The 23896-nt window shown below is 64.3% G+C and carries 24 protein-coding genes; 12 read left to right on the forward strand and 12 right to left on the reverse strand.

Annotated elements, in window-relative coordinates; all coding sequences use genetic code 11:
* Positions 1-18 precede the first annotated feature (18 nt).
* From AC0L27_RS27070 to AC0L27_RS27085, 4 genes are all read right to left on the reverse strand, one after another.
* Positions 19-564, reverse strand: a complete 546-nt coding sequence (locus AC0L27_RS27070) for a GNAT family N-acetyltransferase (RefSeq protein WP_354205816.1) — start codon at positions 562-564, stop codon at positions 19-21.
* Between the two features lie 121 nt (positions 565-685).
* On the reverse strand, positions 686-1426 hold the full coding sequence (locus tag AC0L27_RS27075; RefSeq protein ID WP_354064492.1) for a di-trans,poly-cis-decaprenylcistransferase: 741 nt from the start codon (positions 1424-1426) through the stop codon (positions 686-688).
* A gap of 32 nt (positions 1427-1458) precedes the next feature.
* On the reverse strand, positions 1459-1833 hold the full coding sequence (locus tag AC0L27_RS27080; protein WP_354064490.1) for a transcriptional regulator: 375 nt from the start codon (positions 1831-1833) through the stop codon (positions 1459-1461).
* Complete coding sequence (locus tag AC0L27_RS27085) at positions 1820-2437, reverse strand: hypothetical protein (protein ID WP_354064488.1); 618 nt, start codon at positions 2435-2437, stop codon at positions 1820-1822. The genes AC0L27_RS27080 and AC0L27_RS27085 overlap by 14 nt, the downstream gene beginning before the upstream one ends.
* Positions 2438-2638: 201 nt before the next feature.
* Here AC0L27_RS27085 and AC0L27_RS27090 point away from each other — a divergent pair, with 201 nt between their 5' ends.
* Entirely contained in the window at positions 2639-3883 is a 1245-nt protein-coding gene (locus AC0L27_RS27090; protein ID WP_354205813.1) for a S1C family serine protease, read from the forward strand.
* Between the two features lie 72 nt (positions 3884-3955).
* On the opposite strand, the gene AC0L27_RS27095 is transcribed toward AC0L27_RS27090, so the two are convergent.
* Positions 3956-4234 carry a DUF3551 domain-containing protein gene (locus AC0L27_RS27095; protein WP_473320867.1) on the reverse strand — a complete coding sequence of 93 codons (279 nt, stop codon included), beginning with the start codon at positions 4232-4234 and terminating at the stop codon, positions 3956-3958.
* Between the two features lie 166 nt (positions 4235-4400).
* On the reverse strand, positions 4401-5375 hold the full coding sequence (locus tag AC0L27_RS27100; protein ID WP_027514642.1) for a Bug family tripartite tricarboxylate transporter substrate binding protein: 975 nt from the start codon (positions 5373-5375) through the stop codon (positions 4401-4403).
* Positions 5376-5499: 124 nt separating this feature from the next.
* On the opposite strand from AC0L27_RS27100, the gene AC0L27_RS27105 reads away from it, so the two are divergent.
* Both AC0L27_RS27105 and AC0L27_RS27110 read left to right on the forward strand, forming a co-directional pair.
* Positions 5500-5910 (forward strand): VOC family protein, encoded by a 411-nt coding sequence (locus tag AC0L27_RS27105; protein WP_275168687.1) that lies wholly within the window; start codon positions 5500-5502, stop codon positions 5908-5910.
* 192 nt (positions 5911-6102) lie between these two features.
* Positions 6103-7683 (forward strand): ATP-dependent acyl-CoA ligase, encoded by a 1581-nt coding sequence (locus AC0L27_RS27110; protein WP_354205809.1) that lies wholly within the window; start codon positions 6103-6105, stop codon positions 7681-7683.
* A gap of 108 nt (positions 7684-7791) precedes the next feature.
* Here AC0L27_RS27110 and AC0L27_RS27115 read toward each other — a convergent pair whose 3' ends face one another.
* The 3 genes from AC0L27_RS27115 to AC0L27_RS27125 all read right to left on the reverse strand — a co-directional run bounded on the left by AC0L27_RS27115 (position 7792) and on the right by AC0L27_RS27125 (position 12139).
* Positions 7792-8886: an HD-GYP domain-containing protein gene (locus AC0L27_RS27115; protein ID WP_007616064.1), complete on the reverse strand. Its 1095-nt coding sequence runs from the start codon at positions 8884-8886 to the stop codon at positions 7792-7794.
* Positions 8887-9368: 482 nt separating this feature from the next.
* Entirely contained in the window at positions 9369-11651 is a 2283-nt protein-coding gene (locus AC0L27_RS27120; protein ID WP_473320871.1) for a xanthine dehydrogenase family protein molybdopterin-binding subunit, read from the reverse strand.
* The gene (locus AC0L27_RS27125) at positions 11648-12139 is read right to left on the reverse strand and encodes a (2Fe-2S)-binding protein (protein ID WP_275168695.1); all 492 of its coding nucleotides are present in this window, start codon (positions 12137-12139) and stop codon (positions 11648-11650) included. The genes AC0L27_RS27120 and AC0L27_RS27125 overlap by 4 nt, the downstream gene beginning before the upstream one ends.
* A gap of 306 nt (positions 12140-12445) precedes the next feature.
* On the opposite strand from AC0L27_RS27125, the gene AC0L27_RS27130 reads away from it, so the two are divergent.
* The 4 genes from AC0L27_RS27130 to AC0L27_RS27145 all read left to right on the forward strand — a co-directional run bounded on the left by AC0L27_RS27130 (position 12446) and on the right by AC0L27_RS27145 (position 15060).
* Positions 12446-13210, forward strand: a complete 765-nt coding sequence (locus AC0L27_RS27130) for an alpha/beta fold hydrolase (protein WP_354205804.1) — start codon at positions 12446-12448, stop codon at positions 13208-13210.
* A 20-nt stretch (positions 13211-13230) separates the two neighbouring features.
* A complete protein-coding gene (locus AC0L27_RS27135) occupies positions 13231-13566 on the forward strand; it encodes a hypothetical protein (RefSeq protein WP_007598242.1) in 336 nt (111 codons plus the stop codon).
* Between the two features lie 205 nt (positions 13567-13771).
* The gene (locus AC0L27_RS27140; RefSeq protein ID WP_354205802.1) at positions 13772-14446 is read left to right on the forward strand and encodes a dienelactone hydrolase family protein; all 675 of its coding nucleotides are present in this window, start codon (positions 13772-13774) and stop codon (positions 14444-14446) included.
* A gap of 134 nt (positions 14447-14580) precedes the next feature.
* Positions 14581-15060 carry a hypothetical protein gene (locus tag AC0L27_RS27145; RefSeq protein WP_354205800.1) on the forward strand — a complete coding sequence of 160 codons (480 nt, stop codon included), beginning with the start codon at positions 14581-14583 and terminating at the stop codon, positions 15058-15060.
* Positions 15061-15160: 100 nt separating this feature from the next.
* On the opposite strand, the gene AC0L27_RS27150 is transcribed toward AC0L27_RS27145, so the two are convergent.
* The 3 genes from AC0L27_RS27150 to AC0L27_RS27160 all read right to left on the reverse strand — a co-directional run bounded on the left by AC0L27_RS27150 (position 15161) and on the right by AC0L27_RS27160 (position 17335).
* Positions 15161-15907: a polysaccharide biosynthesis/export family protein gene (locus AC0L27_RS27150; RefSeq protein ID WP_354064467.1), complete on the reverse strand. Its 747-nt coding sequence runs from the start codon at positions 15905-15907 to the stop codon at positions 15161-15163.
* A gap of 277 nt (positions 15908-16184) precedes the next feature.
* Positions 16185-16841: a peptide-methionine (S)-S-oxide reductase MsrA gene (gene msrA, locus AC0L27_RS27155; RefSeq protein WP_354205797.1), complete on the reverse strand. Its 657-nt coding sequence runs from the start codon at positions 16839-16841 to the stop codon at positions 16185-16187.
* Positions 16842-17017: 176 nt separating this feature from the next.
* On the reverse strand, positions 17018-17335 hold the full coding sequence (locus AC0L27_RS27160; protein ID WP_007616084.1) for a hypothetical protein: 318 nt from the start codon (positions 17333-17335) through the stop codon (positions 17018-17020).
* A 386-nt stretch (positions 17336-17721) separates the two neighbouring features.
* On the opposite strand from AC0L27_RS27160, the gene rpsT reads away from it, so the two are divergent.
* The 5 genes from rpsT to recF all read left to right on the forward strand — a co-directional run bounded on the left by rpsT (position 17722) and on the right by recF (position 23836).
* A complete protein-coding gene (rpsT, locus tag AC0L27_RS27165; RefSeq protein WP_007598259.1) occupies positions 17722-17988 on the forward strand; it encodes a 30S ribosomal protein S20 in 267 nt (88 codons plus the stop codon).
* A 1278-nt stretch (positions 17989-19266) separates the two neighbouring features.
* Complete coding sequence (gene dnaA / locus AC0L27_RS27170; protein ID WP_275169143.1) at positions 19267-20679, forward strand: chromosomal replication initiator protein DnaA; 1413 nt, start codon at positions 19267-19269, stop codon at positions 20677-20679.
* A 275-nt stretch (positions 20680-20954) separates the two neighbouring features.
* On the forward strand, positions 20955-22073 hold the full coding sequence (gene dnaN, locus AC0L27_RS27175; RefSeq protein ID WP_007598262.1) for a DNA polymerase III subunit beta: 1119 nt from the start codon (positions 20955-20957) through the stop codon (positions 22071-22073).
* 171 nt (positions 22074-22244) lie between these two features.
* Positions 22245-22610: an endonuclease domain-containing protein gene (locus AC0L27_RS27180; protein WP_275168705.1), complete on the forward strand. Its 366-nt coding sequence runs from the start codon at positions 22245-22247 to the stop codon at positions 22608-22610.
* An 89-nt stretch (positions 22611-22699) separates the two neighbouring features.
* Positions 22700-23836: a DNA replication/repair protein RecF gene (gene recF / locus AC0L27_RS27185; RefSeq protein ID WP_354205794.1), complete on the forward strand. Its 1137-nt coding sequence runs from the start codon at positions 22700-22702 to the stop codon at positions 23834-23836.
* Positions 23837-23896 lie beyond the last annotated feature (60 nt).

The following is a 23896-nucleotide window of genomic DNA, read 5'->3' on the forward strand; positions in this document are numbered from 1 at the left end:
TCGGCGTCGCGCGCTTGCTCAAATTTGTGGCAAGCCCCGCAGCCGCGACAAACGCTTCGCCAGGTGGACCGACTGCCAGTCTCCCAGACCGGTATCCTCGAACCCCGCCTTCTTCGCAAGGCCGCGCATCTCGGCGTTCACGCGCGCGGTCTCTGCTGCAATCATCTCGTGACCGAGATCGCTCGCGTGCCTCTCCAAGGCCGTCATCATCCGGAGGCCGACGCCCTTGCGCTGAAAGCCATCGGCAACCGAGATGGCGAAATCACCATGCCGTGCAGCCGCATCGTAGGCGTATCTGGTTTCGCCGATGATCGTGCCTCGCCCTTCCTGCCTGATCTCGGCGAGCAGGGTGAACTGATCGGGATGGCTGGTCCTGGCGACGCATTCGGCCGCGACCACGGCAAAGTCCGCCCGCGCACCCATGAAACGCTTGTTGCGCGATGTCGTGGAGAGGCCCGTGAAATAGATCGAGAGGCTCTCGACATCGGACGCGCTGGCCGGCCTGATACGGACCGCGCCTCCTTCGACCGACTCGACAACGGCATCCAGCAATAACTGTGACATGCGCGAGGCTCTCGGCAGGTTGCATCGAATGCACACCTAACCGAGACCGCGCGCTGACCGCTTGGACATTGCCGCCAATCTTGCGGCCGAAAACGAACAGTTCGCTCCTCAGTGCCGGGCGTCACACGCGAGAGAGTGACGGCACCTCCTCCGGCACGATCGCCTGCAGGCCGCCGAAGCGGCGCTCGCGGCCGTGGAAGGAGGCCAGGGCCGCGGCGAGATCGCCCGCGTCGAATTCGGGCCACATCCGCTCGGTGAAGTGCAGCTCGGCATAGGCACCTTCCCAGAGCAGGAAGTCCGACAGCCGTTTCTCACCCGAGGTGCGGATGATGAGGTCGACGTCGCGCAAACCAGCTTCTCCGGTGACGAGCTGCGAGAACGCCTCGCGGGTGAGACTCGTCAGCGCCGCCGCCTTCGCGGCCGCGTTGAGGATGGCATCGCGCGCGGAATAATCGACGGCGATGCGCAGATGAAGCGTGCTGCCCTCCGCGGTGGCGCCTTCCGCTCGCGCGATCGCATTGGCAATGCCGTCGGGCAGGCGGTCGCGGCGGCCGATCACGGTGAGGCGCACGCCGTTCTTGACCAGGCTCTGCACCTCGTTGGCGAGATAGAAGCGCAGAAGCGTCATCAGCGCGCCGACCTCGGCCTTCGGCCTTCGCCAATTGTCAGTCGAGAAGGCGTAGAGCGTCAGCGTGCCGATGCCCTGCTTGGGCGCGGCTTCGACGATGCGGCGGATCGCCTCGACGCCGGCCTCGTGGCCGCGCACGCGCGACAGGCCGCGCCGCGTCGCCCATCTGCCGTTACCGTCCATGATGATGCCGACGTGAAGCTTCTCGTTGCGGGACGCAAGGTCACTTTGCATTGCAAAGTCTCCGGTCAAAAAAGGGAAGAGGATCAGGTCGAGACGATACCGAGACGGCCGAACGGCGCCGTCTCGCGGCCGGCGGCCTTGGCGGCGTCGCGCACCAGGCGTTCGAGCACGGCGAGATAATCGAGGAAGCGGCGGCGGCCGGCCTTGGTCAGGCGGCAGGTCGTGTGCGGGCGATTGCCCTCATAGCCCTTGGTCACCTCGACGAGGCCGGCTTCCTGGAGCACGGCGAGATGCCGGCTGAGATTGCCGTCGGTGAGGCCGCAGAGCTGCTTGAGATCGGCGAACGCCAGACCCTTCGGATGCGCCATCAGCGAGGTCAGAAGTCCGAGCCTCGCCTTTTCGTGGATCACGCGGTCCAGTCCTTCATAAGAGAAGGGTGCGCTGTCAGTCTTCGACATCATGGTCTCCGGATGCGAAATAAAGAATGCCTGCCATCACCGACTGCCCGATCAAGAAAGGCAGGCCCATGGTCCATGGCGACAGCGTGTGGGTTTGGCTCGCGAGCACGACCACCGCGAAGCCGGACATGAAGTACCAGGCGCCGGCGAGCGCAACGGTGCGTGGCAGCGAGCGGACGGAGGCGAAAATGCCGAGCGACACCAGGATCTGCCACAGGCCGGGCAGCAGCCACAGCGTTTCGCCCGCGAACTTCCACATCACCACTGCAAGCAGCACACCGGCAACGCCTGCGGGCAGGAACTGCTCGACTGCCTGGTGGATCATTGCATCGGCGAGGCCTGAATGATGGCGGCGCGAACGTGCGCGCATCTCGACGCCGATGATCAGGCCGGAGAGCGCGGCGGCTATGAACCACCCGAAGAAGAAACCGAGCGGCTCGCCGGTGGGATCATCGAGCAACCAGAATTGCAGGATCGCGGTGAGAAGCGCGACCGCGCCGGTCGCGGCCATCGTCGCCGGGCCGTAGCCGCGGAATGCCGTGCCGGCCGCAATCTGGCTGCGGATCGCCACGATGTCGGCCAGTGCCTTGTCGAGATCGCGCATTGGCAACGCCAAAACCTCGCTCCGCCCATGCTTGCCGGGAATATCGGCCCCGTTACTTTGTATTGCAAAGTATATCGGATCGCAAAGTAAAGGCAAGCCCGAACGTCGCCTCTCAACACTGGTCCCTCGCCGGACAACTGCCGGTTGCGCGTCACCTCCTGCCACAGATAAGATGCGCGCGAATGCGCTCTGGGGGAAAGTATGTGGCTTAAGTCATTCATCGTTGCGTCTTTATTGCAGCTTGGCGTCGTTACCGCAGCGCACGCGGCCGGGCCATTCGGCAGCGTAAAAATCGGCAACTGGGTCGGCGGCGCGTTCAGCAATGACGAAACGGGAGCCTTCTCGCATTGTGCCGCGACGGCGCCTTATGCCAACGGCGTCATCCTCGTCGTCGGCCAGAATTCTGGGGGCTCGTGGATATTGAGCTTTGCGAGTCCCAGCTACCGCTTCACCAAGGGCGAGAACGCCGCGATCGACGTCATCTTTGACGGACAGGAGCAGGCCAGACTGTTCGCCACGGCCAACCAGACGAACATGCTCAGCTCCGTCATGCCTGCCAACGTGGTACGAACGTTTCAGAAGGCGAGCCTGATGGTGGCGACGAGCGGCCGCACCGTCCTGAACTTCGACCTGACCTCAGCCGGGCCCGTGATCGCGGCGTTGGCCAATTGCGTCACCAAGGTCAAAGCCGACGGGCTGAGCAAGGCTGGAGACTTTACGAAGGTTGCGGCAAAGCCGCAGGCCGCGCCCGACAAACAGGCATCCCCGTCGGCGAGCAAGCCCGCCAGAGCCAAAAGCGGTACCGGCTTTGTCGTGAGTGCCAGCGGGCACGTCGTCACCAATAACCATGTGATCAATGGCTGCGTCGGCGACATCAAGGGCAATCTCACGGGTGAAGCCGGAATGGTGTTGCGCGTGGTGTCGAGCGACGCCAACAACGACCTCGCGTTGCTGCAGGCGCCGTCGACGACCACGTTCAAGGAGTTCGCCCGGATCCGCGACCGCTCGATCCGCTCCGGCGATTCCGTCGTCGCGATCGGCTTTCCCTTCCATGGGCTGCTGACTTCGGACTTCACCGTGACGACCGGCATCGTCAGCTCGCTCAGCGGCATGCGGAACGATTCGCGTTTCCTGCAAATCAGTGCGCCGGTGCAGCCCGGCAATAGCGGCGGCCCGCTGTTCGACACGACCGGGCAGATCGTCGGCGTCGTTACGGGAAAGCTGGACGGATTACGGGTCGCGGCCGCGACCGGCAACATCCCCGAGAACATCAATTTCGCGATCAAGACCGGCGCGCTGCGCGATTTCCTCGACAACTCCGTGGTGCCCTACCAGACTGCCGAGCCGAAGGGCGAGATCAAGACCACCGACATCGCGGGCAACGCGCGGCCCTATACGATGCTGATCTCGTGCAACGGGATCGAGCAGGCCGACGCGAAGCGGTAGCCGCAACGCAGGCCGGATGGAGCGGTTGGGCCTATACGAAGCGCTCTGTCCGGGCTGAAATCAGCCAGCTCGCTAGTACGGCGCGACGGGCCGCGATCGCCGGTGCGGCCGCGGTTGCGCCGGCGAAACCTGGCTGTAGGCAAAGCGGGGATTGCGATCGCAGTACAGCAGTCGGCCGGACACGCTAGCCTGACATTGTTCATAGGTGCTGTAGGAGCATTCGCCCGGATAGTCATACTCACCGCCCTGGGCACACCAGGGATAGTCGCGCGCCGCTGCGGGCGTGACGGCGGAGAAGCCGGCAAGGAGTGTGGCGCCGAGGCCCAGCAGTGCCAATTGCGTCTTGCGCATGATCCCAACTCCTATCCTCACAGCGCGAGATACGCGCCATATAGCATCAGGTTTCGTCACGCCGTTTTATTCCAGATCGACGGCGTTGGCGTGCAAGAAACCTTGATACGCAAGAAAAAAGCCCTGCCGAACGGGCAGGGCTTCGATCACGGACATCACAAGATCGCTACTCGACCTTGAGGCCGGCGAACTCGACGACCTTCTTCCATTTCTCGGTCTCGGCCTTGATCTCCTCGCCGAACGCCTCGGGCGTCTGCGCCCGCGGCTCGCCGCCGAGTTCGACCAGGCGCTTGGCCATGTCCGGCTCCTTTATCAGCGTGTTGATCTCGCTGTTGAGCTTGGCGATGATCTCCTTGGGCGTGTTCTTCGGCGCCCCCATGCCGAACAGCGCGCTCGCCTCGTAGCCCTTCACCGTCTCGCCGATCGCCGGCACGTCGGGCAGCTGCGGCGAGCGCTCCGCCGTGGTGACGCCGATGGCGCGGAGCGCCCCGGACCGGATGTGCTGGATGATCGAGGGCATGTTGTCGAAGATCACCTGCACCTGGCCGCCGAGCATGTCGGTGATCGCGGGCGCGGCGCCGCGATAGGGCACGTGCTGCATCTTGCAGCCCGTCAGCGCCATGAACATCTCGCCGGACAGATGCACCGAGGTGCCGTTGCCGGAGGAGGCCATGTTGACCTTGCCGGGATTCGCCTTCACGTATTCGATGAATTCGGCGACGGTCTTGGCCGGCACGTCCTTGTTGACGGTCATCACGTTCGGCACGCGCTGGAACGAGGCGACCGGCGCGATGTCGCGCACGAAGTTGAACTTCAGATTGGTGTAGAGCGAGGCGTTGATGTAGTTGGCCGGATTGACCAGTTGCAGCGTGTAGCCGTCGGGCTCGGCGTTGACGACCGATTCGGTGGCGATATTGTTGCCGGCACCCGGCTTGTTCTCGATCACGAATTGCTGGCCGAACTTCTCCGACAGCCGCTGACCGATCAGCCGCGCCAGGATGTCGGTGGCCCCGCCCGGCGGATAACCGACCACCCATTTCACCGGGTGGGTCGGGTAGTCGGCGGCAAGCGCCTTCGACAGCGGGCTGGCTGCAAGCGGACTGGCGGCGAGCAGGCTCAGCGCGGTACGGCGAGTGATCATCTCAAGGGTTCTCCCAAGTGTTGTTCTTGAAGCCAGATAGCTTGAAAATGGCGTCGGCGCGCTTGTAACAAAGCTTGCCGCAGGCGGAAAGTGCACGGGGCGCATCGCGACGAAAGGATAAGGCATGGCGGTCAAGGTCGAAGCCCTCGATCATCTCGTGATCAACGTCGCGGACGTCGCAGTGACCGCCGCGTGGTACGGCAAGATTCTCGGCATGGAAGTCAAGGTGTTCGACCCCGGCGGCGGCAAAGCGCCGCGGACTTCGCTACAATTCGGTAACCAGAAGATCAACGTCCGGCCTCGCGATGCCGACAAGGTGGAGTGGTTCACCGCGGACCACCAGACCGCCGGCAGCGAGGATCTGTGCTTCCTCACCTCCGCCAGCCCCGACGAGGTGGTGGCGCATTTGAAGGCACATGGCGTCGCGATCGAAGAGGGCCCGGTTCCCAAGCAGGGCGCCCGCGGCACCCTGCGCTCGGTCTATTGCAGGGATCCGGATGGCAGCCTGATCGAGATTTCGTCTTATGAGGACTGACGGCCGGTAAGGCCAAGTCGCCCGCCCCACGCACCGTCATTGTGAGGAGCCCTTGCGACGAAGCAATCCAGACTGTCTCCGGGGAGGGATTCTGGATTGCTTCGCTACGCTCGCAATGACGGCGGAGAGAGCAGGAAGACGCAATAAAGAAAACGCAGCCGCCGGCAAGATGCAGGCTGCACGGGAGGAGCCATGCCAGTTCAACAAACCGCCGCCGGAATCGTGGGCCCGTTCGACGGGCTCGACGTGCCCTGGCTGCTGAAGATGCGGGCTGAGGTGCGCAGCTCGCATCCATTCCTGATCTGGGCGCCGTTCGACGCGCCCGCGCGGCGCTGGAGCTATGGCGAGTTTCACGAGCGGGTCGGGGCGCTCGCGGCGGGACTGGCGAAGCGCGGCGTCAAGCCGGGCGAGTATGTGCTCATTCACCTCGACAATTGCATCGAGGCGCTGCTGGCCTGGTTCGCGTGTGTCGAGTTGGGCGCGATCGCGGTGACCACCAACACACGCTCGGCACCGGCCGAGCTCGACTATTTTGCCGATCATTGCGGCGCGGTCGCCGCGATCACGCAGCCGGCCTATGCCGAGATCGTCGCACAGAACTGCCGCAACATCCGCTGGATGGCGGTGACCTCGCATGATTCGGGCGCGGCGCCCGCAAAACCGGTTTCGCGCAGCGACAGCTTTGAGGAGTTGTTCGCCGACAGTGCCGACCGTCCCAGGCGCGCGACCGATCCGCTCGCGCCGTGCAGCGTGCAATATACCTCGGGCACGACATCGCGCCCCAAGGCGGTGCTGTGGACCCACGCCAACGCGCTGTGGGGCGCCAAGATCAACGCCGCGCACGAGGACCTGCACGCAAGCGACGTGCATCAGACCTATCTGCCGCTGTTCCATACGAACGCGCTGGCCTATTCGATGCTGGCGACGCTTTGGGTCGGTGCCACCTGCGTGATCCAGCCGCGCTTTTCCGCCAGCCGGTTCTGGGGCGCCGCGCGCGAGCACGGCTCGACCTGGACCTCGACGATCCCGTTCTGCATGAAGGCGCTGCTCGAGCAGGAAATCCCGCGCGATCACAAATTCCGTCTGTGGGGCACCGCGATCAACGAACCGCCGGCCTTCGCCGCCTTCGGCGTCAAGATGATCGGCTGGTGGGGCATGACCGAGACCATCACCCACGGCATCGTCGGCGAGATCGACCAGCCCAACATTCCGATGTCGATCGGCCGCGCCGCGAGCGAATATCAGATCCGCATCACCGACGACGACGGCAGGCCGACCGAGGTCGGCGACACCGGCAACCTCTCGATCAAGGGCATCGTCGGCCTGTCGCTGTTCGCCGAATATCTGCACAATGAGAAGGCGACCCGCGAAAGCTTCGACGAGCACGGCTTCTTTCTCACCGGTGATCGCGTGGTGCGGCTGGAGAACGGCTACATCCGCTTCGGGGACCGCAGCAAGGACATGCTCAAGGTCGGCGGCGAGAACGTCGCCGCGTCCGAGATCGAGCAGGTGGTCGCAGTCGTCCCCGGCGTGCGCGAGGCCGCCGTGGTGGCGAAGACGCACCCGATGCTGGACGAGGTGCCGGTCGTCTTCATCATTCCGCAGGGCGGCGTCGCGGGTGCGCGGCCCGATCTGCACGAGGCGGTGATGGCCGCCTGCCGCGCCGGCCTCGCCGACTTCAAGGTGCCGCGCGAGATCCGTTTCGTCGACGACATGCCGCGCTCGACGCTGGAGAAGGTGGCGAAGGCGGAGTTGAGGAAGATGGTGGGGTGAGGCGTAAAGTAGGGTGGGTTAGCCGAAGGCGTAACCCACCAAGTTCGTCCGGCAAATGCGGAAGCATGGTGGGTTACGCTAACCCACCCTACGGCTACGACACCGAGTTCAGAACGATCCCAGCGCCACCGGGCGGAACGCCTGCAACAGCTGCTGGTCCAGCTTGCCGCCCATGCCTTCCATCATCGCAAACGCTCGCGCGTGGGTGAAGGGCATGCGATAGGCGCGCTTCTCCACGAGTGCCGCGTAGATGTCTACGATCGTCGTGACCCGCACGATATCGCTGATCTGGTTCGACGAGAGATTGTTGGGATAGCCGGAGCCGTCGAGGAATTCGTGGTGATGCAGCACGACGTCCAGCATCTCCGGCGGGAAGCCGCCCTGCGCTGCGAGCGCGTCATAGCCGCGGCGCGGATGCTGGCGGATTTCGGCCATCTCCTCGTCGGTGAGCTTGCCCGGCTTGTCGAGCAACGCGGAGGGGACGAAGGCCTTGCCGACGTCGTGCAGCAGCGCGGCACGGGTCAGCCGGCGCTGGTCGTCCTCGCGCATGCCGAGATGCTGGGCGAAGGAGACCGCAAATCCGGTCACGAACAGGCAGTGGCGGTAGCTGCCGACATGGTGGCAGCCCACCGTGGTGAGCCACTCGCGCAGCGAGGAGTGCTTGATCGCCTTCAGGATCTTGCTCTCGGCGGCGATGACATCGTCGAAGGTCAGGGGCACGCCGAGCGGCAGCTTCTCGAACATCTTCTTCAGCACCGCGTGCGCGGCCTCGACGCCGCGGTTGAGCGTCTTGCCGCGATCGGTCGCGTCATAGACGGCGGTGTCGGGGAAGGCCGCACGGATGCGCTGCAGGATGTCCTCGGGCTGAAGCGGCCGCGAGATGGTGTCGGTGGCGCCCAGCGCCCAGGCTTGCATGGTGCCGTGATGCAGGGCGTCCGCAAGCACGAACAGACGAGGCATCGCGCGATAGGCGTCGCCGCGCAGCTTGTTGCGCACCCGCTGCACGCTCTCGGGCGAGCGCAAATTGATGTCGACCACGAGGCCGGAGAGATCGCGCGAGGGCTGCTCGGGGAGCTCCTGCGTCGTCACCGTGGCAACGTCGCCGACCGCCTTGAGGATGCTGGCGAGCTCGGTGCTCTCGTCGCTCCGGTCGGAGGCGAGCAGAAGCCGGCGTTTGGCGGCTGGTTTGGCTGAGGCGTTCATGGCTTCCCCAAGAGCACGGGCGTGTTTCGGGCCAAAGCCTAAGCCGGATCAGGTTCTCCGGCCCTTAAGAGGCGTGCTCAATGGAACCCTGCGGAATCGTGGACAATTTTACGGAGTTCGGTTCCCGTGGCCTCTAATCAAAACCTCGAAAACAACCCCATGCACAGTAGAATGGTCATTGATAACAAAGGGAAATTTTGGGCACGGTCGTCCCGCCCACCGCCGTCATCGCCCGGCCCGACCGGGCGATCCAGTACGCCGAGACGGCGCGACTAGAACCGAGAAGCCGCGGCGTACTGGATGCCCCGCTTGCCGCCTTCGCTAAAGCTTCGGCGTCCCTGGACCTGAACCCCGGCGAAGCCTTGGCGTAGCCGGGTCGCGGAGCATGACAGCGAATATGCGGATGCGGTGTATCACGCTCAAACGAATCCGCCGGAGGCTGCCCCCCGGCGGATCATGTCAGGTCACAATCGCAACCGGCCTTACGCCTTCATTGCGCCCTTCACGGCTTCGGCCGTTATCGGCAGGGCCCGGACGCGGGCGCCTGAGGCGTTGAAGATGGCGTTGCCGATCGCGGGTGCGATCACCGTCACCGCGGGTTCGCCGACGCCGGTGGCCTTCTCGCCATTGGCGATCACGGCGATCGCAACCTCGGGCACCTGGCTCATGCGCAAGGGCGTGTAGCTGTCGAAATTGGTCTGCTCGATGCCACCGTCCTTCAGGGTCGCCTTCTCGTACATCGCCAGCGACAGGCCCCACAGCGCCGCACCCTCGACCTGAGCGCGGATGTTGTCGGGATGCACCTGCGTGCCGACGTCGGTTGCGACCGTGAGCTTCTTCACGGTCACCTCGCCCGACGACGCCACAGCGACATGGGCAACGCAGGCCGTCCAGCTTGCGGTCGCGCGTTCCTGCGACGAGACGCAGGCCACGCCCATGCCTTCACCCTTCGGCAGCTTCTTGCTGCCGTAGCCGGCAAGGCCCATTGCGGCGAGCAGCGTATTGCGGAGCCGCTGCGCGCCGCCGTCGTTCTTGCCGGCGCCGTCGAGCAGCGAGATGCGGAACTGCGCGGGGTCCTTGCCCGCCGCAGCCGCGATCTCGTCGATCATGCTTTCGACCGCCCAGAAGGTCCAGCCCGGTGCCACCGAGCGGAGCTGGCCAGACGGCGTGGCGTTGTGCGCCATCTCGTTCTTGATCGCGCGCACATGATGGTTGGGCACGGTGTAGAAGAAGTCGGCCCCGTTCACCGTGAAGGAATCGAGCGGACCCTTCTTGTCCACCGAGGGCGTCAGGAAATCGGGGATTCCCCAGCGAGCCGTCGGCCAGGCCGAAACCACGTCGTGGCTGAGCGCGACGAGCTTGCCGTCGCCGTCCACGCCCGCCTTTACTTTTTGATAGGTGAGCGGACGCGAGAAATCCATCGTCATGTCGTTCTCGCGCGTGTAGATCACCTTCACCGGCTTGCCGATGGCCTTCGCCGCCTGCACCGCCGGAATCATCATGTCGGCATCGAGCCTGCGGCCAAAGCCGCCGCCGAGCCACATCTGGTGCATGACGACGAACTTCGGATCGATCCCGGCCGCACCTGCCGCGATCGCGCCGGAGCGCGTCGCGAACTGGTTGCCGGAATAGATGTGCAGGATGTCGCCCTTGAACTCCGCAGTCGCGTTCATCGGCTCCATCGGCGCGTGGATGTTGATGCTGGTGGTGTACTCCGCCTCCAGCACCTTGGTCGCCGTGCCGAACGCCGCCGCGGGATCGCCGTCCTTGACGAAGAATTGCCCGGAATCCTCCAGCTTCTGAAGCCGCTTGGCCTCGTCGAGCAGCGACTGGCTCGACACTTTCGCGTTCGGGCCGCCGTCATAGGCGATCTTGAGCGTCTGCGCCGCCTTCTTGGCGTTGGCATAGGTGCTGGCGACCGCGACGACCCAGCCCGAGGTTGTTCCGGTCTTGTCGTCGAGGGTGACGGCCTTGATGAAGCCCGGCACCTTCTTGGCGGCGCTGTCGTCGACCGATTTCACCGTGGCGCCGAAGCGCACCGGCGGCGTCACCACCGCGGCATAGGCCATGCCCGGCAGCATTACGTCGATGCCGTATTTGGCCGTGCCGTTGGTCTTGGAGGGAATGTCGAGCTGCGGCACCGACACGCCGATCATGGTGTATTGATCCGGCGTCTTCAGCTTGATCGCCTTGAGCTCGTCCGGCGTAAAGGTTTTGGTCGCCTTGCCGCTCTTGACGACATCGGCGAACGACATCTGCTTCTTCGACTTCGGATGCGAGATCATGGAATCGCGCACCACGAGTTCCGACGCCGGCACGCCCATCGCGGCAGCCGCACCTTCGCTCAACGCCATCCGCCCGGCTGCGCCAGCCCGGCTCATGGCGTCGAAGTTCATCATGGTCGACCAGCTGCCGCCGGTGATCTGTGCGCCCAACACGGGGTCATTGAACTTCGGATCGTTGGAGGCAAGCTGAACGCGCATGTCGCTCCATTTGGCTCCTAACTCTTCGGCGACGATCTGCGCCATGGTGGAGGCGATGTGCTGTCCCATGTCGGCCTTGCCGCAGGTGACGGTGACGAGACCATCGGGCGCGATCGCATACCACACGCTCGGCTCGAAGGCCGAAGGCGCGGCAAGCGCCTCACCGATGCCAGGCACGCCGGCATAGCCGAGCACGAGGCCGGTGGCGGCGGTGCCGACCAGGAAGGAGCGGCGGCTAAGATCAGTCGTTTCGGCTGTGACGGTCTTGATGTGCTTATTCATGTGGGCCTCCGCTCGTTGCCGGAGGCGGATGCGGTGCGCATCTCGGTTGCGGCGCGCATGATTGCCTTCTGGATCCGCGAATAGGTCATGCAACGGCAGAGATTGCCGTCCATATGCGCCACGACCTCTTCCTTGGTCGGGTTCGGATTCTTCGCCAGCAGCGATGCCGCCTGCATGATCTGCCCGGATTGGCAGTAGCCGCATTGCGGAACCTGCTCGGCGATCCATGCCTTCTGCAAGGGATGGTCGCCCTTGGCAGCGAGGCCTTCGATGGTGGTGATCTTCTTGCCGGCGACATCGCTGATCATGGTCTGGCACGAACGCACGGCTTCGCCGTTGACGTGCACGGTGCAGGCCCCGCACAGGCCGGCACCGCAGCCGAACTTGGTGCCGGTCATCTGCAATTGCTCGCGGATCGCCCAGAGGAGCGGCGTGTCATTCGCCGCATCCACGGACAGACTCCGCCCGTTGATGGTGAGAGTTGGCATAGGCGTCTTCCCCTGCCGGTGCATGAAGCCGCTTACGGCGGCAACTTGAGTAGCGGACGCCCACCGGGCCGGCGCCAGCCTTGCCCGCAAGAATGATCGCGTTCAGGCGCGGAGGCAAATGCAATTTGGAATCGATCGAAACAAACGCGGCGCGCGCTTCTTGTGCGTTGCGAGACCGGCGGTGATGCAGCGGCTGAACGCAACAGAGTGCACACCAAGCATGCAGGCCATCGCGTCACGGCGGTTTCCTCCGAGTAACCGACCGCGTTAGGATGAGCGAAGAAACAAGATGACAAGGTGGAAGCAATGCCTGGGATCGATCGGGACGGCGTCGGAATCTACTACGAGGTTCATGGCGAAGGTCCGCCGCTGCTGCTCACCCACGGCTACTCCTCGACCTCGGCGATGTGGCATGGGCAGGTCGAGGCGCTTGCCAGGGATCACAAGCTGATCTTGTGGGACATGCGCGGTCACGGCCAGTCTGACTATCCCGCCGATGCCGCCGCTTACAGCGAAGCGCTCACGGTCGGCGACATGGCGGCGATCCTCGATGCGGTCGGCACTGAGCGCGCCATCATCGGCGGACTGTCGCTCGGCGGCTACATGTCGCTCGCCTTCGCTCGCGCGCATCCAAAGCGCGTCCGCGCGCTGCTGATTATCGACACCGGCCCGGGCTTCAAGAAAGATGACGCACGCGAGGCCTGGAATGCGCGGGCGCTCGCCACTGCCGACAAGCTCGATCGCGAAGGGCTCGACGTGCTGAAGGCGGCGACGCGCGAGCGCGCCACCGCGAACCATCGCAGTGCCAGGGGATTGGCGCTCGCCGCACGCGGCATGCTGACCCAGCGCGATGCGAAGGTGATCGAGCTGCTACCGGAGATCAAGGTGCCCAGCCTGATCGTGGTCGGCGCCGACGACACGCCGTTTCTCGCCGCGTCCGACTATATGGCCGCGAAAATTCCCGGCGCACAAAAGGCCGTGATCCCCGCCGCCGGGCACGCCGTCAACATCGATCAGCCGCAGGCTTTTGTTGACGCGGTGCTGCCTTTCCTGAAGAACTTGCCGGAATAGATCGGACAGGAACACTGGCAATGAAGCGAGCGATGTTGGCTGCGGGCGCGGTGTTGCTGTCAGTATCCGCGCAGGCCGAGCAATTCGGCGGGACACCGCCCCGCCTGCCCTTCGTCGCGACCTTGTCGAACAACACCCCGCTCGCCTTCGGCATGGATGCCGGGCAAACCGCGCGCGCCCTCGGCCAACCCCTGCAATATGTGAGGGGCCGCCCCGGCAACGAGATCTATCTCGCGCTTCGCAATATCGGCGGCAGCGGACTGATCTCCAACCGTCACCGCCTGTTCCTGCAGTTTCGTCATGGCCGGTTGGCGGGATGGAAGGAGGATTACGGCGAGAACTGGATGTGGGAGTGAGAGTGGCTTTTCATGACGCAGAGCAATCCTCTCTGCGCCATCATGCGTTGAAGCTGCCACATCGTCATGGCCGGGCTTGTCCCGGCCATCCACGGTCTTTCCTGCCTCACCAAGAACGTGGATGCCCGGGACGAGCCCGGGCATGACGAGTTTGTGGAACGAGCGGAACCCGCAATCGAAGACTAACCCAAAAAGGACAACCCGCGTGGGACAAGACATCAAGCTGACGGCCTCCGATAATTTCCAGCTCAGTGCCTATCGCGCTGACCCCGCGGGCACGGCGAAGGGCGCGGTGGTGGTGATCCAGGAAATTTTCGGGGTCAACCATCACATCCGCTCGGTCTGCGATCGCCTCGCCGGGGAAGGCTATGTCGCGATCGCGCCGTCGATCTTCGACCGGACCTCGCCGGGCTTCCAGTCCGGCTACACGCCTGACGAGATCGCGGAAGCGCGCAAGTTCGTCGCCAGTCCGGATTGGGACGCGATGCTGCGCGATACGCAGGCGGCGATCGATGCGGTGAAGAGCGTCGGTCCGGTTGGCATCATCGGCTTTTGCCTGGGCGGTAGCGTCGCCTTTGTCGCGGCGACGCGGCTGTCGGGCCTGAATGCCGCTATCGGCTATTACGGCGGCGCCGTCGTGCGCTTTGCTGACGAGACACCAAAAGCGCCGACGCAGCTGCATTTTGGCGAGAAGGATGCCGGCATTCCCCTGACCGACGTCGAGACCATCAAGACGAAGCGGCCGGACGTCGAGGTCTTCGTCTATCCGGGCGCCCAGCACGGCTTCCATTGCGATGAGCGGGCGAGCTACGACAAGGCGAGCGCCGACATCGCCTGGCCGCGCAGCATGGAATTTTTCGCCAGGCATTTGAAATCGTAGCGCGCGGCTTCGCTGTCATTCCGGGATGCGCCGACAGGCGCAGGCGCGCAATGGCGAGCAGGAATCGGGTGGCTGCATCCTGCTGCCCGGCGATAGAGCTGGCTGATCAAGCCATCGTACGCCGGGAGATCGTCATGCAGCAGGCCAATACGAACATCGTCATCCGCAATCCGTTCGGCACCATGGACGTGCCCGCGCCTGATGATCGCGACGTCATGGACTATGCCGCAACCGCCTTACTTTCGGGCGATGCGGCCGACGACAACGCGGCGCATTGGGCAGACATTCAGGCGCTGTCCGATCCTCTGGAAGGCCCGTGGGCCAGCCGCTGGAATGGCGGCGCCGATCCGACCATCGCCGGCGATACGCCGGAGACGTGGAAAGACGGGCGCGCGGAGGTGCGGGTCGCAGGCGGACGCATCTATCTGCGCTTCGATTGGGATCACGGCCGACGGCACGGGCTGATCGATGCTGCGCGCGAGGGCGCGCGCCTGGTGGGGAAATACATCAACCTAACCAATCCCGCGATCACGCGGCCATGGATCGGGCGCGTGGTCGATGCCGCGCGCATCGACGGATGTTTTCCGAACGGGCGGCTGGATTTCAGAAGGTGAGCTAGAGCTTCGGTTCTGATTGCATCAGAGCCGAAGCTCTAGATTCATTTTTGACGCGTTTTCTTAACGCGAACCGGTATCCACTTCGCTCGAAAACGCTCTAGAACCAGCGCTCGCCGACGAACACGGTGTCGCCGGGGCTCAAGGGGGTGCCGAGCGGCACCACGGCGCGCATGGCTCCGCCGGCTTCGGTATGCGTGACGGTGACCACGTCGCGCTTGGCGCGGGGCGAGAAGCCGCCGGCGATCGCGACGGCGCTTTCGACCGTCATGTTCGGCACGTAGGGATACTGGCCGGGCGCGGAGACTTCGCCGAGAATGAAGAACGGGCGATAGGCCTCGATCTCGACGGCGACCGAAGGTTCGCGGATGTAGCCATTGCGCAGGCGCGCGGCGATCTCGCCCGCAAGTCCCGCCGGAGTGCGGCCGCGTGCCGGCACGCCGCCGATCAGCGGCATCGTGATGGAGCCGCCGGCGTCGATCGCGTAGCTGTTGGTGAGACCTTCCTGGCCATAGACCACGACGCGCAGCCTGTCGCCGGCGTCGAGATGGTAGGAGGAATCGTAGCGGACCGGCGCCGCCATCGGTGCGGCATAACCGACCGGCATGGGTGCAGGCGAAGAGGCAAAGGAATTGCGCAACGCCCCGATGGCGCCGCCACCGTCGGCGACCGCGACCGGCTGTGGCGCGTAATAGGGCTGGCCATAGGCCATGGAGTCGAGATCGGCGCGCGGCTGCATCACCGCGACGGGGCCGGCGGTCTGCATGCAGCCGCCAAGGGCAAGCGCGGCGGACGCTGCCAGAGACACTGCCGAAATCGACCATCGAAACGCGCGTGCAACCGGCACCGGACCTATCCCTCGAAACGAGACAGATCCAGTGATGCACCGGTTATGGTTAATAAAGCGTTGAGGGGGCGGGATGAGCACAGCGATGCGGCTAGGGGTGCAGTGCGCTCCCTCTCCCGCTTGCGGGAGAGGGTTGGGGAGAGGGTGCCTCCACGACGAGACAGTTCCCTAGAGGAAAGAGCCCTCACCCGCCGCGCTCGGGACGATGCTTCGCATCACCCGAGGCGCATCGACCTCTCCCGCAAGCGGGAGAGGTGCAGCGAGTTCGTGGTTAGACTTACGCGCTCACGCCCACTCCGATCGGGCAGGAGACGCCGGTGCCGCCCAGGCCGCAATAGCCGGCGGGATTCTTGGCCAGATATTGCTGATGATAGTCCTCGGCAAAGTAGAATTCGCCGGCGGGTGCGATCTCGGTGGTGATGGTGCCGAGACCTTTTGCAGCAAGCGCCTTCTGATAGAGCGCCTTCGATTGATCGGCCGCTTTCTTCTGCGCGTCTGAATAGGTGTAGATCGCGCTTCGATACTGCGTGCCGACGTCGTTGCCCTGACGCATGCCCTGCGTCGGGTTGTGGCTCTCCCAGAACGTCTTCAACAGCTTCTCGTACGACACCTTGGTCGGATCGAACACGACCAGCACCACTTCGGTGTGACCGGTGCGGCCCGAGCAGGTCTCTTCATAAGTCGGGTTCGGCGTGTGGCCGCCGGCATAGCCGACGGCGGTGGCGTAGACGCCGTCGCCGAGCTCCCAGAACTTGCGCTCGGCGCCCCAGAAGCAGCCGAGCCCAAACACCGCCTGCTCGAGACCGGCGGGATAAGGCGGCTGCAACTTCGCGCCGTTGACGAAATGGATGGTCGCGGTCGGAATGGCTTGCGCACGGCCCGGCAGCGCTTCCGTGGCGCTCGGCAATGCGGTGGTCTTGCGCATGAACAGCATGGACGGATCTCCAAGAACGAGCTGTCGGTCGCCTGGGACAAGCTATTGAGCCAAGGCGATGAGCCAAGCGCTCAGGCGGCGTGCTCGTGATCAGTTGGGAATATAGGTCTTTACGCGCAAAGGGGCAGCCCTGTTACGCCGCCCGCGCGCCGGTTCGAGTCGCGCGGATTAAAAGTTCAATCCCGGGAATAGCCGATCAGCGGCTTGCGCGGGCGGAACAGGATCATCAGGAGGATGCCGAGAATGCCGAGGACGGCGAAAACCGGCTGATCCAGCACCAGGCGGATCACCGAGGTCCAGAGCCAGGGCGCCTTGGCCTCGACCCAGGTCCGGAATGCCGTCTGGCTGGCCTGATTGATGTCGTTCCAGAACTGGCCGAAGCGAGTGAACCGCAGGGTCTGGTCGGCCACCCAGCGGGCGCCGTCGTAGACCATGAAGATGAACCCGCCGGCGAGCAGCAACAGCCCAATCAGTCGGAAAAAGCCGCGGATCATGCCTCACCCTCTATGGTCGTCCGATCGGACGACCCTCGGAACGCCGCCAGCCAATACAAGGGAGACGGCAGAAATTCAACCTCTTCAGGGCGTTACGGCACTCATCCGCGCCCTAAGGGGCTGCTTGTCCAGCCCGGGAAAGCGTTGACGGTGCCCAAGACCCTCTCTATAAGGGCGCCAACTGGCGGCGGGCGCAATCCTGCCGCCGCTGTTCTTTGAGCAGATGCAGGCTCTTTGGGCCTCAGAGACGGCCGAAAGGCTGTCGCTCATGTTCCGGGAACGGCCTAGCAACCGAACACCTTAAATCCGAGCGTCGATTACGCGGTCAAGCAAGCCGGCGCTACCCGACCAAGACGCGACCGGTACCCGCAAAGGACATTGAGACCATGGCCAATACCACTTCCGCCAAGAAAGCGACGCGCAAGATCGCCCGCCGCACCGCCGTCAACAAGTCGCGCCGCACCCAGATGCGCGGTGCCGTGCGTAACGTCGAAGAAGCCATCAAGACCGGCGACCGCGCCGCTGCCGTGACGGCGCTGGCGAATGCCGAGCCCGCTTTGATGCGCGCCGCGCAGCGAAACATCATTCACAAGAACAATGCCAGCCGCAAAGTCTCGCGGCTCACCGCGCAGATCGCCAAGCTCGCCAAGTAAACTCGCGAGCGTTCTGGCACGCCGTCCGGTCGAGTCATTCGATCGGGCGATCACATCGCACATCACACCCGTCAAACAGCCCGGCATCGCGCCGGGCTTTTTTGTTGCCCGTCATAGTCACGCAAGCAGTCACGCCTCGAACGACCTTCGATCGGAGGATTGCGGCGTTTGCACCATGATGCGTCCGTAGTTTTACCTGCGAATGGTTTTGCAACAGCGGAAACTTCCACCGCGGTGCAAAAAGCCCCTGCGAGGCGGGCGCAAGTTGAATTCGTGTGCCTGCGAGTTCTGCACACCGTAGTTTCCCCGGATCGCGTCACGCGATGGAGTTACCCTGTGAAACGAGACTCAAAAAACGATGGCTCGCTAACAACTTATCGACATAGTGACGCCAAGCATTTGGAAAATTCACCCGCGCGTCGCGCGCGTGACGCTTTTGTAAAAAATTTTTGGCGGTGGCGGAGAATTGTCACATCAAACGTGGCGTCTTCGATTCTGAGCACGATTCCAAAAACTTGCTCTGAAGCCTGTGCACAAGTCTGCGTGGCGTTAACGCAGATCAAGATTTTTGATGCCTCAAGTGTGAATCAATTCCGTTGCGAGTCTTTCCGCATAGTGTATTCCTTAAGAGGTCAGCGGCGCCCACGATCTTGAGACCAGCGCGGTATCGGAAACGGGGCGAGCGTGCAAATCGGCGGCGATGTGCACGTAGGCGGCGCTTCAACAAGCGATTGTCGGATCAAAACCCACAGCAATGTGGGACGGTAGCTCTTTGTCTGAATGTCTCCAAGCGGGATCTATCTCTTGCGCTTAAGAGACATCTTGAAAGCTGCCCCGACAGGCATGATGGCGAAGCCGAGCGGACGACGAGTACACGGGCAGGCATCCGACTAAGACGCGGGTGTCGTTTAGACACGCAGGACCTTGTCGTGAGCAATTACGGCAGGACGGGGAGGTATCATGTCTTACGAACTCAACGCGGTATTGAAACACATTTCGACTTCCAGCATTTCGACTTCCAGCGATGCCGTTTTAGATCCGTCGGACACCAAGCCTCCCGAGTGTCACGGAGCGCCGAGTACGCGCTGACCTCGCGACCCCTCCATCTCTAGACATTGCTGATCGGACGCGGCGTTTCCGCCGAACGGTCGAGCCATGCCTGCAGGTGAAATCGCTTGAGGTCCCGCCATTGCAAATATCCCTGGGCAGGCATCCCTGGCAGGAACTCTGCATGGCGCTCACCACGCAACCTTATCTCTCAAGAAAAGTTCTCAAATGATGACAACCCCGGAACAGGATCGCTGGTCACGCGTGAAGAGTCGGCTGCGCTCGAACGTTGGCGAGGACGTCTATACGAGCTGGTTTGCGCGCATGGATCTGGAAGGCGTCCAGGACGAGAGCGTGCGTCTGTCGGTGCCGACCCGCTTCCTGAAGAGCTGGATCCAGGCCCATTATGCCGAGCGCGTGCTGTCGTGCTGGCAGGCCGAGATGCCCGAAGTGCATCGCATCGATCTCACCGTGCGCTCGGCCGTGCGCCCCGTGGTTCAGCAGAAGGAAGCGCCCGCGCCGATCGAAACGCGCCGCTCGCCTGCGCCGGAGCTGCGTTCGACCGCGACCGCGCCGGTCTCGGCCAATCATGATGCGCTCGGCGGCTCGCCGCTCGATCCGCGCCTGACATTTGCGAGCTTCGTCGTCGGTCGCTCCAACACGCTGGCGCATGCGGCTGCGCGTCAGGTCGCCGAGGGTCGTCGCGGCGATCCCGTCATGTTCAATCCGCTCTATATCCATGCGGGTGTCGGCCTCGGCAAGACGCATCTCCTGCAGGCGGTGACCTGGGCCGGCAATTCCGGCAACGAGCGCAAGGTGCTTTATCTCACCGCCGAGAAATTCATGTACGGCTTCGTCGCCGCGCTGAAGACGCAGACGGCGCTCGCCTTCAAGGAAGCGTTGCGCGGCATCGACGTGCTCGTGATCGACGATCTCCAGTTCCTGCAGGGCAAGTCGACCCAGGCCGAGTTCTGCCACACGCTGAACGCGCTGATCGATGCCGGCCGCCAGGTCGTGATCGCGGCCGACCGTCCGCCGTCCGATCTCGAAAGCCTCGACGACCGCGTGCGCTCGCGGCTGGCCGGCGGCCTCGTGGTCGAGATGGCCTCGCTCGGCGAGGAGCTGCGACACGGCATTCTCAAGTCGCGCGTCGCCGCGGCCCGCGCCCATCATGCGACCTTCGAGGTGCCGGAGGAGGTGCTGACCTATCTGGCCCGCGCCATCACCCACAACGGCCGCGATCTCGAAGGCGCGATCAACCGCCTGCTCGCACATTCGAAGCTCAACAGCCGGCCGGTGACGCTGGAGATGGCGGAGCACGAGGTGCGCGACCTGATCCGGCCGCAGGAGCCGAAGCGGATCAAGATCGAGGACATCCAGCGCGTGGTGGCACGGCAGTATAATGTCAGCCGCTCCGACCTCTTGTCCTCGCGCCGGACCGCCAACGTGGTCCGTCCGCGCCAGGTGGCGATGTATCTCGCCAAGACGCTGACCCTGCGATCGCTGCCGGAAATCGGCCGCCGCTTCGGCGGGCGCGACCACACCACGGTGCTGCACGCCGTGCGCAAGATCGAGGCCCTGGTTTCCAAGGACACGGCGCTGTCGGACGAGGTCGAATCGCTCAAGCGCCAGCTTCAGGAATAAACGCCTATTTGCTTCCGGCCCCATCCCAAGCTGCATCGGAGGTCGTCATGCCCGGCGAGGCGTTCAGCGCGTTGCGGAAACATCGGTAAATCGTGGGGAACTGCCTCCCGATCCCTTGAATCCGGGGGCCATCCGCGCCACCTTGCGCGACCCTGACGGCTTTGGTCATATCGGCTGGATGATCCGGCCTTCCGGGGTCTTCGGTGCCGTGGCGCGCGTCCCGCCGCCCGGCTTTTCCAGATTTGTGTTTCCTTGGGGATCGGGCGAGTAGTGCAATGAAGGTTACGGTCGAACGCGCGCAACTCCTGAAGTCGCTGGGCCACGTCCACCGCGTGGTCGAGCGCCGCAACACGATTCCGATCCTCGGCAACGTGCTTGTTAGGGCCGAGAACGCGAAATTGTCGCTGAAGGCGACCGACCTCGACCTCGAGGTCACCGAAACGCTCGCGGCGGAAACCGCGACCGCGGGCTCCACCACCGTGCCGGCGCACATGTTCTACGATATCGTGCGCAAGCTGCCGGACGGTTCGCAGATCGTGCTCGAGGCCGACGGCGACCGCGCCGTGCTGGCGATCCGCGCCGGCCGCTCCCGCTTCACGCTGCAGACCCTGCCGGAGAACGATTTTCCGGATCTCGCCGCTGGCGACATGTCGCATTCGTTCAGCCTCGCCGCCAAGGACGTCAAGCGGCTGATCGACCGCACCCAGTTCGCGATCTCCACGGAGGAGACCCGCTATTATCTTAACGGCATCTATCTGCATGCCGCAGGCTCGGCCAAAGCCGCCACTTTGCGCGGCGTCGCCACCGACGGCCACCGCCTCGCCCAGCTCGACCTGGTCCAGCCCAAGGGCGCCGAGGGCATGCCCGGCGTGATCGTGCCGCGCAAGACCGTCGGCGAGGTGCAGCGCCTGATCGAGGACAACGAGGCCGAGGTCACGATCGAGCTGTCGCAGGCCAAGATCCGCTTCACCATCGGCAATGTGGTGCTGACCTCGAAGCTGATCGACGGCACCTTCCCCGATTACGGCCGCGTCATCCCCCAAGGCAACGACAAGGAACTCGTCGTCGACAAGAAGGATTTCGAGAACGCGGTCGACCGCGTCTCGACGATTTCCAGCGAGCGTGGGCGCGCCGTGAAACTCTCGCTGTCGCCGGGCAAGCTGGTGCTGTCGGTGACCAATCCGGATTCCGGCAGCGCGACCGAAGAGCTCGAAGTCGAATACGCTTCCGACGCCCTCGATATCGGCTTCAACTCCCGCTACCTACTCGACATCGCCGCCCAGATCGAAGGCGACGTCGCAACGCTCCGGCTCGCCGACCCCGGCTCGCCCACCCTGGTGCAAGACCGCGACGACAAGAGCGCGCTGTACGTGCTGATGCCGATGCGGGTGTGAGGAGTCCTCTCGCGATACCATCTATGTGGAGGCAACCCCTCACCCGGCTTCGCTTCGTGAAGCGGCAGCTACTCTTCTCGAAACAAGCGCGATGCCCGTTGCTGCGCCCTCTCCCCTTGTGGGAGAGGGCTGCTCGGCTGGCAGATGCCAACTCAGTCGGGTGAGGGGTTAGTGCCGCAGGAGCCATCCCATCGGCCGGTCCCCAAGCGTCTCCGCCAATTCGCGAAGAACATGCGGCATGAGCCGACGGATGCGGAAGCCGCAATGTGGCGCCTGCTCAGGGATCGTCGATTGTCCGCCTACAAGCTTCGCCGACAAGTTCCGTTCAAAAGCTACATTCTCGACTTCGTCTGCTTCGAGAAGCGCCTCGTGATCGAGATCGACGGCAGTCAGCACGCAGAGTCACGAAGCGATGCAGCGCGTGATGCGGCTCTCTCCGCTGAAGGCTTTGTCATCGCGCGCTACTGGAACAATGACGTGTTGCAGCGGCCCACCTCTGTATTGGACGACGTTCTTGCAAAGCTCGCCCTGCGGTAACATACCCCTCACCCGTCGCCTCACTTCGTGAGGCGCCACCCTCTCCCACAAGGGGAGAGGGGAAGAATCGCGGCCATGACGAAGACCTGATGACCCCCTCCCGCATTCATCGCCTGACGCTGACGCATTTTCGTAATTACCGGGCGGCGGGGCTCGAGGCGGCGGCTGACTTGGTGGCGCTGGTCGGGCCGAACGGAGCGGGCAAGACCAATTGCATCGAGGCGATCTCGTTCCTGTCGCCGGGACGCGGCCTGCGGCGCGCGACGCTGGACGACGTCGCCGACAACCAGGGCGACGGCTCCTGGGCGGTGTCGGCACAGGTCGAGGGCGCGCTGGGCCTCGCCACGCTCGGCACCGGCATCGATCCGCCGCGCGCAGATAGCCCGGTCAGCCGGCGCTGCCGGATCGACCGCGAACCGGTCAATTCGGCGGCGTCGTTCGGCGACCACATCCGCATGGTGTGGCTGACGCCGGCGATGGACGGGCTATTCATGGGAGCGGCATCCGAGCGGCGGCGCTTCTTCGACCGCCTGGTGCTTGCCATCGACAGCGACCATTCCAGCCGCATCTCCGCGCTCGAACGCTCCCTGCGCTCGCGCAACCGCCTGCTCGAGACGCGCAATTACGACGACCATTGGTGTGACGCGATCGAGCGCGAGACCGCGGAGCTCGCGGTCGCGGTCGCCGCAACCCGCGGCCAGACCGCGGCGCGTCTCACCGGCATGCTGAACGCGCGCGCGCAGGCCTCCGCCTTCCCCTCGGCGCAGATCGCGCTCGACGGCTGGATGGAGAACGCGCTGCTGACGGAGACCGCGACCTCGGTCGAGGACCGCTACCGCCAGATCCTGCGCGACAACCGTCCGCGTGACGCCATCGCCGGCCGCACCACGGATGGTCCGCATCTCACCGATCTGCAGGTGATCTACGCGCCGAAAAGCATGCCGGCGCGCGATGCCTCGACCGGCGAGCAGAAGGCGCTGCTGATCGGGCTGGTGCTGGCGCATGCGAGCCTGGTCGCCGAGATGACCGGCATCGTGCCGCTGCTGCTGCTCGACGAGGTCGTCGCGCATCTCGATCCTAATAGGCGCGCGGCGCTGTTCGACGAGTTGCGCAAACTCGGCGCGCAGGTGTGGTTGACCGGCGCAGACCCCGCCGCCTTCGCCGAGATCGGCGCTGGGGGCGAGATCTTTGACGTCGAAAGCGGACAGGTATCGGCCCGGCGCTAGTCGCCGCCGTTGAACCAGCCCCATTTCCGCCGCGACTAGTTGCCGGAGGCGGCGGCGACG

The organism is Bradyrhizobium sp. Ken51, assembly GCF_055807435.1.